The 12,951-nt window shown below is 72.2% G+C and carries 10 protein-coding genes; 3 read left to right on the plus strand and 7 right to left on the minus strand.

All coding sequences use genetic code 11. The features are described 5' to 3' along the window. Positions 1–82 precede the first annotated feature (82 nt). The 6 genes from sucD to ACFV8T_RS06065 form a co-directional block, all read right to left on the minus strand. Positions 83–967, minus strand: coding sequence for a succinate--CoA ligase subunit alpha (gene sucD / locus ACFV8T_RS06040; RefSeq protein ID WP_329922467.1), 885 nt, complete (start codon positions 965–967; stop codon positions 83–85). Between the two features lie 21 nt (positions 968–988). Continuing rightward, positions 989–2,170, minus strand: coding sequence for an ADP-forming succinate--CoA ligase subunit beta (sucC, locus tag ACFV8T_RS06045; protein ID WP_072486624.1), 1,182 nt, complete (start codon positions 2,168–2,170; stop codon positions 989–991). A gap of 241 nt (positions 2,171–2,411) precedes the next feature. Next, the gene (locus ACFV8T_RS06050) at positions 2,412–3,638 is read right to left on the minus strand and encodes a VWA domain-containing protein (protein ID WP_385325123.1); all 1,227 of its coding nucleotides are present in this window, start codon (positions 3,636–3,638) and stop codon (positions 2,412–2,414) included. After that, a complete protein-coding gene (locus ACFV8T_RS06055) occupies positions 3,635–6,115 on the minus strand; it encodes a DUF5682 family protein (protein ID WP_385325125.1) in 2,481 nt (826 codons plus the stop codon). Before ACFV8T_RS06055 ends, ACFV8T_RS06050 begins: the two co-directional genes overlap by 4 nt. Beyond that, complete coding sequence (locus tag ACFV8T_RS06060; protein ID WP_385325127.1) at positions 6,112–7,224, minus strand: AAA family ATPase; 1,113 nt, start codon at positions 7,222–7,224, stop codon at positions 6,112–6,114. Before ACFV8T_RS06060 ends, ACFV8T_RS06055 begins: the two co-directional genes overlap by 4 nt. 111 nt (positions 7,225–7,335) lie before the next feature. Then, positions 7,336–7,782, minus strand: coding sequence for an MmpS family transport accessory protein (locus tag ACFV8T_RS06065; RefSeq protein ID WP_385325129.1), 447 nt, complete (start codon positions 7,780–7,782; stop codon positions 7,336–7,338). Positions 7,783–7,914: 132 nt separating this feature from the next. Here ACFV8T_RS06065 and ACFV8T_RS06070 point away from each other — a divergent pair, with 132 nt between their 5' ends. Together ACFV8T_RS06070 and ACFV8T_RS06075 are read left to right on the plus strand one after the other, a co-directional pair. After that, positions 7,915–9,315 (plus strand): SWIM zinc finger family protein, encoded by a 1,401-nt coding sequence (locus ACFV8T_RS06070; protein ID WP_385325130.1) that lies wholly within the window; start codon positions 7,915–7,917, stop codon positions 9,313–9,315. Positions 9,316–9,337: 22 nt separating this feature from the next. After that, entirely contained in the window at positions 9,338–10,930 is a 1,593-nt protein-coding gene (locus tag ACFV8T_RS06075) for a DUF5691 domain-containing protein (RefSeq protein ID WP_385325131.1), read from the plus strand. 246 nt (positions 10,931–11,176) lie between these two features. On the opposite strand, the gene ACFV8T_RS06080 is transcribed toward ACFV8T_RS06075, so the two are convergent. Beyond that, a complete protein-coding gene (locus ACFV8T_RS06080) occupies positions 11,177–11,590 on the minus strand; it encodes a cobalamin B12-binding domain-containing protein (protein WP_266415302.1) in 414 nt (137 codons plus the stop codon). 329 nt (positions 11,591–11,919) lie between these two features. Here ACFV8T_RS06080 and ACFV8T_RS06085 point away from each other — a divergent pair, with 329 nt between their 5' ends. Beyond that, positions 11,920–12,840: an esterase/lipase family protein gene (locus tag ACFV8T_RS06085; RefSeq protein WP_385325132.1), complete on the plus strand. Its 921-nt coding sequence runs from the start codon at positions 11,920–11,922 to the stop codon at positions 12,838–12,840. Positions 12,841–12,951 lie beyond the last annotated feature (111 nt).

A 12,951-nucleotide genomic window follows, 5' to 3' on the forward strand; every position in this document is an offset into this window, starting at 1 on the left:
GGTCCGTACCCGATCGGGTACGGACCCGCGCCGTCTGTGCGGTGACGCGATACTGCGGTGCTGCTCCGGCGCGGTGGAGCGATCAGGCGCCGAGGATCTCGCGGGCCAGCTTGGCGGTCTCGGTCGGCGTCTTGCCGACCTTGACACCGGCGGCCTCAAGGGCCTCCTTCTTCGCCTGGGCGGTGCCGGAGGAGCCGGAGACGATGGCGCCGGCGTGGCCCATGGTCTTGCCCTCGGGGGCGGTGAAGCCCGCGACGTAGCCGACGACCGGCTTGGTGACGTTGGCCTTGATGAAGTCGGCCGCACGCTCCTCGGCGTCGCCGCCGATCTCGCCGATCATCACGATCAGGTCGGTCTCGGGGTCGGCCTCGAACGCCGCGAGGGCGTCGATGTGCGTCGTACCGATGACCGGGTCGCCACCGATGCCGACGGCGGACGAGAAGCCGATGTCACGGAGCTCGTACATCATCTGGTAGGTCAGCGTGCCGGACTTGGACACGAGACCGATGCGGCCGGGCTTGGTGATGTCGCCCGGGATGATGCCGGCGTTGGACTGGCCGGGGGTGATCAGGCCGGGGCAGTTCGGGCCGATGATCCGGGTCTTGTTGCCCTTCGAACCGGCGTACGCCCAGAAGGCGGCCGAGTCGTGGACGGCGATGCCCTCGGTGATGACGACCGCGAGGGGGATCTCGGCGTCGATCGCCTCGACGACGGCGGCCTTCGCGAAGGCCGGCGGCACGAAGAGGACGGACACGTTCGCGCCGGTCTTCTCCATCGCCTCGGCGACGGAGCCGAAGACGGGTACCTCGGTGCCGTCGAAGTCGACGGAGGTGCCGGCCTTGCGCGGGTTCACGCCGCCGACGATGTTGGTGCCGTCACCGAGCATGAGCTTGGTGTGCTTCATGCCGGTGGCACCGGTCATCCCCTGGACGATGACCTTGCTGTCCTTGGTGAGGAAGATTGCCATGGTGTTGGAGTCCCTCGTCCCTTACTTCGCAGCCGCGGCGAGCTCGGCGGCCTTGTCGGCCGCGCCGTCCATGGTGTCCACGCGCTGGACCAGCGGGTGGTTGGCGTCGGAAAGGATCTTGCGACCCAGCTCCGCGTTGTTGCCGTCGAGGCGCACGACCAGCGGCTTGGTGACTTCCTCGCCCTTGGACTTGAGCAGCGCGAGCGCCTGGACGATGCCGTTGGCGACCTCGTCGCACGCGGTGATGCCACCGAAGACGTTGACGAAGACGGACTTGACGTCCGGGTCGCCGAGGATGATCTCCAGGCCGTTCGCCATGACCTCGGCGGAGGCGCCGCCACCGATGTCGAGGAAGTTGGCGGGCTTCACGTTGCCGTGGTTCTCACCGGCGTACGCGACGACGTCCAGGGTCGACATGACCAGACCGGCGCCGTTGCCGATGATGCCGACCTCGCCGTCCAGCTTGACGTAGTTGAGGTTCTTGGCCTTGGCGGCAGCCTCGAGCGGGTTGGCTGCGGCCTTGTCCTCAAGAGCCTCGTGCTCGGGCTGACGGAAGTCGGCGTTCTCGTCGAGAGACACCTTGCCGTCCAGCGCGAGGATGTCGCCGGAGGCGACCTTGGCGAGCGGGTTCACCTCGACGAGGAGCGCGTCCTCGGCGACGAAGGTGTCCCACAGCGTCACCAGGACCTCGGCGACCTTCTCGGCGACCTCGGCCGGGAACTTCGCCTGGGCGACGATCTCGCGGGCCTTCTCGATGTCGACGCCGTCGACGGCGTTGACCGGGACCTTCGCGAGGGCCTCGGGGGTCTTCTCCGCGACCTCCTCGATGTCCATACCGCCCTGCACCGAGGCCATGGCCAGGAAGGTGCGGTTGGTGCGGTCGAGGAGGTACGAGACGTAGTACTCCTCAAGAATCTCCGGCGCGGTCTCGGCGATCATCACCTTGTGGACCGTGTGGCCCTTGATGTCCATGCCGAGGATGTCGGTCGCGCGGGCGACCGCCTCGTCGGGGGTGGCGGCCAGCTTGACGCCGCCGGCCTTGCCGCGGCCGCCGACCTTCACCTGCGCCTTGACGACCGACTTGCCGCCCAGCCGCTCGGTCGCCTCGCGGGCTGCCTCAGGCGTGTCGATGACTTCACCGGCCAGCACCGGTACACCGTGCTTGGCGAAGAGGTCCCTCGCCTGGTACTCGAACAGGTCCACGCGCGTCCGTCCCTTAATCAATGGTCTCGCGGTTCGTTTTCTGCGTGGGCGTGCCGCGAGGGGCAACGTGACTGCTCTGTCACTAGGAAGGCGCACACGGTGACCCGGGGTACGCGGCATGTCCATCTCGCAGGTTATCCCCGAGCTCCGCAGGACCCTAAATCGCAGATCGCACCTGAGCGGTGATTACGGTCACAGATCACGCCGGTGGCCGTGCGGCGGCGGGCGGAACGGCGCCGTGTCACCGGTCGGCCTCCTTGTCCGGTACGGGAAGCGGCCGCTTCTCGATGGCCGCCGCCATCACCTCCGGGAAGAGGTCGGGGGTGCACGCGAAGGCCGGTGCGCCCAGAGCCCCGAGTGCCGCCGCGTGGTCGCGGTCGTAGGCGGGCGCGCCCTCGTCGGACAGCGCGAGCAGCGTCACGAACTGCACGCCGGAGGCCTTCATCGCGGCGACCCGCTTCAGCATCTCGTTGCGTATTCCGCCCTCGTAGAGGTCGCTGATGAGCACGACCACGGTGTCGGCGGGGCGGGTGATCCTCGACTGGCAGTAGGCGAGCGCGCGGTTGATGTCGGTGCCGCCGCCGAGCTGGGTGCCGAAGAGTACGTCCACGGGGTCGTCGAGCTGGTCGGTGAGGTCGACCACCGCCGTGTCGAAGACGACGAGCCTGGTCCGCAGGGTGTGCATGGAGGCGAGCACGGCGCCGAAGACGGAGGCGTGGACGACGGAGGCGGCCATCGACCCCGACTGGTCGATGCAGAGGATCACGTCCTTCTTCACGGATCGGGCCGCCCGCCCGTAGCCGATGAGCCGTTCGGGGACGACGGTGCCGTACTCGGGAAGGTAGTTCTTGAGGTTGGCCCGGATGGTGCGGTCCCAGTCGATGTCGTGGTGACGGGGCCGGTTGATCTTCGCCGAACGGTCCAGCGCGCCGGTGAGCGTGGCCCGGGTGCGGGTGGCGAGCCGCTTCTCCAGATCCTCGACGACCTTGCGCACGACCGCTCTCGCGGTCTCCTTCGTCGTCTCGGGCATGGCCTTGTTGAGCGAGAGGAGCGTGCCCACGAGATGGACGTCGGCCTCGACGGCCTCCAGCATCTCCGGTTCGAGGAGCAGTGCGGCGAGACCGAGCCGGTCGATCGCGTCGCGCTGCATGACCTGGACGACGGAACTGGGGAAGTACGTGCGGATGTCGCCGAGCCAGCGGGCCACCGAGGGGGCGGAGGCCCCGAGTCCGGCCGAGCGGCTGTTTCTGCCCCGGCTGCCGGGCTTGTTTCCGCCGCCGTACAGCGCGGTCAGCGCGCCGTCCATCGCGGCGTCGCGGCCGGTGAGGGTGCAGCCGGTGCCCTCCGCGCTGTCCGCGCCCAGGACCAGCCGCCACCGGCGCAGCCGCTCGTCGTTCGCCGGGCCGGAGTGCGGGCCGGTGTGCGCCGGGTGCGGTGTGGTGCCGGCCGTGTCCGTGATCGTGGTCATCCCGTTGCCCCCAGCGGTTCCTTGGCGTCCGTGGCTCTCCCGGCCTGCCCGGAAGCGGCGTCGCCGTCCGGGCCCGAATCGTGGTGCAGTCCGAGCAGCAGGCGCAGCACCGGCTCGACCGCGTCGGCACGGGCCTCGTCCAGCCCCGGGCCGAATCCCACTGTTGTCGTCCCGGATCCCGTGCCGACGCCGGTGGCTGCCGGTCCCCCGGCTGCCGGGCCCCGGCCCACGAGCTCGCCCAGGGTCCGCCGTACGCCCGCTTCGTACGCCGAGAAGGTGCGCCGCAGCAGCGGCAGTACGTCGGCGAAGAGGTCGGCGGGCACTCCGGTGAGCCAGGCGTCGACCAGGCCGAGCAGGCGCTCGTCGTGGACGAGCAGCATGCCACCGCCGGCGGCTCCGCCGACGAACCCCTCGATCCACGCCGCGGCGTCGGCCGGGGGTGTGCCGGGCGAGAGGGCCAGGCCCATCAGCCGTGCCGCGTCGTCCTCCGCGAGCCGTCCTTCGTCGAGCAGCAGGCGGGTCGCGCGTCCCCGGACGACTCCCGCGACCGTGTCCCGGGCGGCGAGCCTGTGCAGTACGGCTGTCCAGCGCTCGCGCAGTCCGTCCGCGTCCGGGCCGGCGTCGGCCTGCGCGGCGCCGGTGAGCAGCCCGATCGCGGCGTGGACCCCGTCCATCCGGCCGCGCAGTTCGTCGGCGCCGTCGGCGTCGAGCCCGGTGCAGGCGGGTGGCAGTCCGACGCAGATCCGCTCGGCGAGCCCGGCCGCGACCTCGCCGAGTGCCGCGGTGTCCGTGGACCGTACGTCGCCGTAGCGCAGGGTGCGGGCGAGGGCGGGCAGGGCGTCGGCGAGATGGCCCACGTCGGCGTCGAGCGCGGCGCGGTCGGCGAGGGCCCGCATCACGACGGGGAGCGCGTCGGGCAGTTCCGCGAGGAGGCACTGCTCGGCGAGTGCCGTGACCTCGGCGAGTGCGGTCGCCGAAGCGGCCTGCGAGCCGGCCTTGGCGGTCGCCGCGGAGAGCACGGTGGTGCCCCAGGTCCCGGCCTCCGCGACCTGTACGTACAGCTCGGGTTCCCAGCGCAGCCGCCAGCTCTCCCGGAAGGTGCCGGTGCTCGCCCGGCCTTCGGCGGGCTCGCCCCAGCCGACGGCGAGGACGCGCAGCCGGTGGAGCAGTCGGCTGCGGGCCGCGTCGTTGTCCTTGCGCAGGTCGAGCTCCAACTCCCGCTCCAGCGCCTCCGGTTTGAGCCGGAGCGTGCGCTGTTGGCGGGTGAGGTCGCGCTGGAGGGGCACGGCGGGGGCGGTGTCCGGCACTTGGCCGAGGGTCTCGCCGACGATCAGCCGGTCCTGTACGAGCGCGAGCGGCACGTCGGAGCCCTCGCACATCACGGCCCGGATCGCGTCGGTCGTCTCGCCCAGTCCGGCGAGCGGGCGACCGCGCATGGCGGCGAGGCTGTCGGCGAGCCGGACGGCCTCGATGACATGGGCGGACGACACGAACCGGTCCTCGTCGCGCATGAGTCCGGCGACCTTCGTCATCCATCGCTCGATCGGGCGGTCCGGGGCGTCGAAGAGGTGTCCGTACCAGCCGGGCGAGTCGATGCCCGCCCCGTAACCGCTGTGCCGGGCGAGCCGCCGGTGCGACCAGGGCACCCAGGTCAGCTCGGCCTTGACCTTGGGCAGTCCCTTGAGCAGGGCGCGGTCGGCGGCGAGCGTGGTCCGCGTACCGAGCGCGGGTACATGCCAGGCACCGCAGACGACCGCGATGTCGTCGCCGAACTCCTTTCCGGCCTTGCGCAGTTGCATGCGCATATGGGCCTCCCGGACGGCGTCACGGGGGTGGCCGCCGTCGCCGTACACCTCGCGCAGGGCGGTCATCGCCTCGGCGAGCGCGGTGAACGGCTCCCGCGGGTCGACGGCTTCGCCGTCCCGGGTGCGGTGTTCGACGACGTCCTCCCACCAGCGCTCCGGGTCGTCGTAGCCCGCCGCCTCGGCGAGCACGCCGATGGGGTCGATCGGGGCCCGCGCGTTCGAGCCACCCGTACCGGGCGGGCCCTCCCCCTCCGCCCCGGCCTCCGCTCCTCTGCCTTCCGCGCCCGCCTCGTCGCCCCCGCCGCTGTCCGCTTCGCGTTCCGCGGCCTGCGTCATGGCCAGGGAATTCGCCGCGGGCAGGTCGATGAACCGGACCGGAACACCGCGCTCAAGGGCCCAGCGGATCGCGACCCACTCGGGCGAGAACGCCGCCAGCGGCCAGAACGCCGCCTGCCCCGGGTCGTCGACGGCATGGGCGAGCAGCGCGACCGGTGGCCGCATCCGCTCGTCGGCGGCCAGCGACAGCAATGCGTCGGCCTCCGGGGGCCCTTCGACGAGCACGGCCCGCGGGCGGGCGGCATCCAGCGCCGCGCGGACGGCGCGGGCCGAGCCCGGTCCGTGGTGCCGCACCCCCAGCAGCAGCGGTCCCGCCGGACGTTCGGCCCGGGTCATGCGGATACCTCGCGGCAGGCGCGGTAGAAGTCCTTCCACCCGTCCCGCTCCCGGACCACCGTCTCCAGATACTCCTGCCAGACCACACGGTCGGCCGCGGGGTCGCGGACGACCGCGCCGAGGATGCCCGCCGCCATGTCGCCGGGGCGCAGCACCCCGTCACCGAAGTGGGCGGCGAGGGCCAGGCCGTTGGTGACGACGGAGATCGCCTCGGCCGTCGACAGCGTCCCCGAGGGGGACTTGAGCTTGGTGCGGCCGTCGGCGGTGACTCCGTCGCGCAGTTCCCTGAAGACGGTGACGACGCGGCGGATCTCGGCCGTGCCGTCCGGTGCGGCCGGGAGGTCGAGCGAGCGACCGATCTGGTCGACGCGCCGGGAGACGATGTCGACCTCGGCCTCGGGGGTGGCCGGCAGCGGGAGCACGACGGTGTTGAACCGTCGGCGCAGCGCGCTGGACAGCTCATTGACCCCGCGGTCGCGGTCGTTGGCGGTGGCGATGACATTGAATCCGCGGACCGCCTGGACCTCCTGTCCCAGTTCGGGCACGGGGAGCGTCTTCTCCGACAGGATCGTGATGAGCGAGTCCTGCACATCGGCGGGGATACGGGTGAGTTCCTCGATCCGCGCGGTCATGCCGTCGGACATGGCGCGCATGAGCGGGCTGGGCACCAGGGCGTCGCGGCTGGGCCCGTGCGCGAGCAGCTGCGCGTAGTTCCACCCGTAGCGGACGGCCTCCTCCGGGGTGCCCGCCGTGCCCTGGACGAGCAGCGTCGAGTCGCCGCTGACGGCGGCGGCGAGGTGCTCCGAGACCCAGGTCTTGGCGGTGCCCGGGACGCCGAGGAGCAGCAGGGCCCGGTCGGTGGCGAGCGTGGTCACGGCGACTTCGACGAGACGGCGCGGGCCCACGTACTTCGGTGTGATCACGGTGCCGTCCGGCAGGGCGCCACCGAGCAGGTAGGTGGCGACGGCCCACGGGGAAAGCTTCCAACGGGCGGGCCGCGGGCGGTCGTCGGCCGCGGCGAGGGCCTTCAGCTCATGGGCGAAGGCGTCCTCGGCATGCGGCCGGAGAGCCTGTACGCCGACGGCGGCGGTGGTTTCGGACACGGTCATGGATCCCCCTCCGGATCGGTCGACCCGATGTGGTTCCCACCGTGCACCATGGCACTGACAATCGGCCCCGACCGCAGGTCAGGGCCGATTCACGGGCTGCGGACGGGGAGTTCAGCCGGCCACCGGCGAGACGGCCACGCAGCCGCCCGCGGCGAGCATGCCCTCGCCCTTCGCCTCCTTGATGACCTCGCCCTTGTGTGTGATCGAGCAGGAGACGTCGGCCCCGTCCTCGTCGACGGCGATCGGCATGACCACGGGCGGCATGATCCCGCGCAGCGTGACGGTCTTCCGCCAGGGCAGGGTGGGCGACTCGACCGTCTCGATCTTCGGCTCCATGGCCTTGCCCCCGCCGCCGTGGAACTGGATCTCGTCGACGCCCGTGCCGGTGACCTCGTAGGTGACCTCGTACGTTTCGTCCACGGCCTTGTCCACCTGGTCGACGGTCTCGGAGCAGGCGGCGAGGCCCATGCCGAGGCCGAGGACGACGGCCGCACGGACGGCGGTTCGGACGGTGCGCAGCTTACGGCTGGTGCGGGTGGTGCGAACGGTTTGGCTCATCGGTTGATCCCCCGGATCGATGGGTCTGCTGCTCGCAGAGAATCGCAAAGGGCAAGTAAATTCAAGATGTGTGCGTGACGGTGAATCAGCAGGTCAGGGCGATTGTCAGTGGTGCGCTCTACCGTCGTTCCCATGCTGCTATCTCACGGGGGAGAACCCTTGCGCACCGCTGGTCCGGTGGCGCGCTGGACGGTGGAGCAGGTACTGGCCCTCGCTCCGGACGACGCGTCACGCAAGGCGGGGAGCAAGCTCGGTTCGGCCGGTCCCTGGTCAGGCGGCGGGTGCGACGGTCCGGGGGCGGTGTGGGGGCTGTGCAAGGGGAGCGGGAGCAAGCCGTACCGGACGGTGGTCGACATCACCGGCCCCGCGTACAAGTGCAGTTGCCCCAGCCGGAAGTTCCCGTGCAAACACGCGCTGGGGCTGCTGCTGGTCTGGGCGTCGGGGGAATCGGCCCTGCCCGCGGGCGAGGTGCCGGACTGGGCCGGTGAGTGGCTGGCGGGGCGTCGTGAGCGGTCGGCCGAGAAGGCGGAGAAGCACGCGGCGGACGGCGCCCCGGCCGCGGGCCCGGCCGATCCGGAGGCCGCCCGGCGGCGGGCCGAGCGCCGTGCCGAGCGGATCACCGGCGGCGCGCAGGAGCTGGAGGAGCGGCTGGCCGATCTGCTGCGCGGGGGGCTGGCGGCAGCCGATCAGCCGGGCTACGGGCTCTGGGAGGAGACGGCGGCCCGCATGGTCGACGCCCAGGCGCCCGGACTGGCCGCCAGGGTACGGGAGTTGGGTTCCATTCCGGCGTCCGGTCCGGGCTGGCCGGTGCGGCTGCTGGAGGAGTGCGCGCTGCTGCATCTGCTGGACAGCGCCTGGCTGGGGATCGACCGGCTGCCGGAACCGCTGGCCGCCACGGTCCGCACGCGGGTGGGGCTGACGGCCCCCGCCGAGGGCCCGCCGGTCCGCGACCACTGGCTGGTGCTCGCGCAGTACGACACCCCGGACGGCAAGATCGTCGCGCGCCGCATCTGGCTGCACGGCAGGGACACGGGCCGCACGGCGCTGCTGCTCTCCTTCGGGGCGGCCGGGCGCTCCCCCGGGTTGGCACTGCCGGTGGGCGTCACGATCGACGCCGAGCTCACGCCCTATCCGGGTGCGGGCCGGCTGCGGGCGGAGCTGGGCCGTCAGTTCGGGGTGCCGTCGCCGGCCGGCACCCCTCCACCGGGTGACGGGGCAGCGTCAGCGATCGGCGCGTACGGACACGCCCTGCGGGAGGACCCCTGGCTGGACGCCTGGCCGGTGACGCTGCGCGAGGTCATACCCGTGCCGTCCGGGGACAGCTGGCAACTGGTGGACGCGGCGGGCGAAGCGGCTCTGCCCGTCGCCCCGCCGGCGCTGTCCCGGCCCGGTCTGTGGAAGCTCGTCGCGCTCTCCGGCGGCTCTCCTGTCACGGTCTTCGGCGAGTGCGGCCACCGCGGCTTCGACCCGTTCGCGGCCTGGTCCGCCGATGCCGGTGACGACGCGGCGTCCGGGACCGTGCCACTCATCTGACGTCGGATCCGAAGGGGGACCCATGCCCGGCACCATCACACCCGCTCCGTGGGAGGAGCTCGTCACCACGGCGCTTCTCGGCACCGACCGTCGCCCCGCGGGGGGAGACCGCGGGCCCGCCGGACTGCTGGACGCGGCGGCGCTCCACACCGTACGGCGCAGGGCGGGACTTCTGCCCGCCTCCCCCGCCGCCCGGCCCGAGCCGGCGCCCACCGACCCTCGCCCCCCGCTGCCCCCGGCCGCGCGGCGCAGACTCGCCCAGCTGCTGGCGGACCGGTCGGCACCGGGCGGCTCGGGCGGCTGGCGCGGTACGGCTCCCGATCTCACGGAGCTGATCCCGCAGTGGCTGGCCACCGCCAATCAGCAGGGCTTCCGGGCCCCGGCCGTACTGCTCCCGGCCCTGCTCGACGCGGCCAGGGCCCGTACGGACCTGCGGCCGCAGGCCCTGGCCTTCGCCGGGCCGCGCGGGCTGTGGCTGGCCGGGCTGAACCCCGAGTGGAAGTTCGCGTTGCGCGGCTCGTCCGGCGGCTCGTCGCTGCCCGGCCCGACGGAGCCGGAAGCGGTCGCCCGGCTGTGGGAGGAGGGCCTGTTCGCCGAGCGGGTCGCGCTGCTCGGGGCGGTTCGGGCACACGATCCCGCCGGAGCGCTCACCCTGCTCGCGACCACCTGGACCACCGAGCGGGCCGAGGACCGGCTTATGTTCCTCGACTCGCTGCGCACCGGACTGTCCGCGGTGGACGAGCCCTTCCTGGAACAGGCCCTCTCCGACCGCAGCCGCAATGTCCGCTCGACGGCCGCCGAACTGCTGTCCGCACTGCCGGAGTCGGCGCTCGCCGGCCGGATGGCGTCCCGCGCGCTGTCCTGTGTGAGCCCGGACCTCACCGGCGACGAGGCCTCGGTCGCCGTGGAGGCACCGCACGAATGCGACGCCTCGATGGAGCGCGACGGAGTGGTGGCGGTGCCGCCGTCCGGACGGGGTGAACGGTCCTGGTGGCTCGGCCAGTTGGTGGAGGCGACGCCGCTCGCCACCTGGCCGGCGCGGTTCGGCGGCCGCACCGCGCAAGAGATCGTCGGCCTTCCGGTCGCGGACGGCTGGGCCGAGGAACTGCACGCGGCATGGTGCCGGGCAACGGTGCGGCAACGGGACCCCGAGTGGGCCCGCGCACTGCTCGGTACCCCCTCCGCCCCTCCGTCGAACGGCCCCGGCACGGCGTCGCTCGCCGAACGGTCGAAGCTCCTCGGCATACTCCCCGCGACCGAACGGGCCGGCTGGGTGGCCGACTTCATCGCCGCGCACGGGCTGTCGGAGGCCTTCCAGATCCTGGGGGTCTGCCCGACGCCCTGGGCCGAACCGCTGGGCCGCGCGGTCGTCGACGCCCTGGACATCGCCCGGGACGCAGGCAGCTACCCCTGGAGCTTCAGCGGCGTGATGGGCCTCGCCGAACGCTGCCTGAACCCGGCCGAGGCGGACCGCCTGGAGGTCCTCACCACCACCCCGGACGAACCGGAGGACGCCTCACCCGGCGCCAACGGCTACTGGTCCGAGGCCTTCCAACGGCTGGTCTCCACGTTGCGGCTGCGCGCGGCGATGGACTCTGAACTGATCCCGGCCTGACGGAACCGGCAGCGAAACGGGCCGGGCGGATGGGACCGGGGCAAGTCGGCTCGGGCCGGGACGGGTCAGCTCGGGCCGGGGCGAGGCGGGCATCGGCCGGGCCTGCCTCTGCCCCCTGCCCCGGCCGGAGAACCGGAGCCCCGGACCGGAACCCGGCCGCGTCCGGCGCCTGGGCTGGTCCGAAACGGGCCCGGTCCGAAACGGGCCCGGACCGGGACCGGCCCGAACCAAGACGGGCCCGGAGGATCAGGCTTCCGCGGGGTGGCGGACGTTCGCGTTGACCCAGTCGACAATCGACGCCGTCGTGGCGCCCGGGGTGAAGATCTCCGCGACGCCCTGGTCCTTCAGCGGTGCGATGTCCGCCTCCGGAATGATGCCGCCGCCGAAGACCTTGATGTCCTCCGCCTCGCGCTCCTTCAACAGCTCGATCACCTTGGCGAAGAGCGTGTTGTGTGCACCGGAGAGGATCGAGAGGCCGATCGCGTCGGCGTCCTCCTGGATCGCGGTGTCCACGATCTGCTCGGGCGTCTGGTGGAGCCCGGTGTAGATGACCTCCATACCCGCGTCGCGCAAGGCCCTCGCGATCACCTTGGCCCCGCGATCATGGCCGTCCAGGCCCGGCTTCGCCACCACCACACGGATCGGACCGGTCACACCCATCACTGCCTCCACATGCGTCTCCCGTGCCTGAAGGGCCAGGGATGTGAACGAACGTTATCTACAGCATCCCGCAAGCCGCCGTTTCGCGGTGGACGGGGAGGGGGAAATCACACGTGGGACATGTTCACCGGGCACCGTTCCCGCATCACGCGGCAGACCTGCCGTGCGGGACCGGTCGCCAGGGGAGCCGGTACGAGGTTGCCGCACCACCGCGCCGTCAGCCGCGCGGCACGGTGGTACGGCCTGCCCGGCCCATCCGGTCCGCCGGCCGCCTGCGCGCCGGAAGCCACGGAGCCGCCTCCCCCGCTCGTCGAAGCAGGAGGTCGGCCATGAGGGTCCTGCCTTTCCTTCCCCTGACGCTGGGCCGGCCGTGTCCGTGCCCGGTCCGCCTGCCAACCGCTCTGCTGAAGGCCACCGCGCTGGAGCTGGTCGTTCTCGCCGGGCACGTGCTCCTCTATCCCACCGGCATCACGGGGGAACGACGGGCCGCGCCACACCCGGCCGGACCGCACACCGCACCCCCCGGCGCCACCTCCACCGCCCCGGCCGGAGCCTCCCCCCTCCCCGTCGAGGGCGACGAGCACCCCCCTGTCGTCCTTCTGCACGGCTTCATCGACAACCGTTCGGTCTTCGTGCTGTTGCGCCGCTCCCTCGCCCGGCACGGCCGACGTCACCTGGAATCGCTCAACTACTCACCGCTGACCTGCGACATCCGCACCGCGGCCGAGTTGCTGGGGCGGCATGTCGAGGAGATCTGCGCACGCACCGGACACCACGAGGTCGACATCGTCGGACACAGCCTCGGCGGCCTGATCGCCCGCTACTACGTACAGCGACTGGGGGGTGACCAACGGGTCCGCACCCTGGTCACCCTCGGCACACCGCACGGGGGAACGGCCGTCGCCCCGCTGGCGAGCGCTCACCCCATCGTGCGGCAGATGCGTACGGGGTCCGCACCGATCGAGGAGCTGCGCATGCCCGCGCCCGGCTGCCGCACCCGGTTCGTGAGCTTCTGGAGCGAGCTCGACCGGGTGATCGTCCCGGCCGAGGCGGCCTGCATCGACCATCCGGATCTCGACGCACAGAACGTACGCGTCACCGGGATCGGCCATCTCGCACTGCCGGTGCATCCGGCCGTCGCCGCCGCGGTCCGGCAGGCACTGGAATCCCGCGACCCGACGACCGAAGCCATCGGAACCGCAGACACCACAGGCACGGCAGGCACCACAGGCACGGCAGGGGCTGCATGAGCCGCAGGGGCTGCATGAGCCGCACGGACCGGCGGAGACCCCACAAATAGAACGCGTTTCGAACATAGAGCCAAGGCTGTGTGCACAGTCCGTCGAAAGACGGCCGATTGC

The organism is Streptomyces sp. NPDC059832, assembly GCF_042731715.1.
GTDB lineage: Bacteria > Actinomycetota > Actinomycetes > Streptomycetales > Streptomycetaceae > Streptomyces.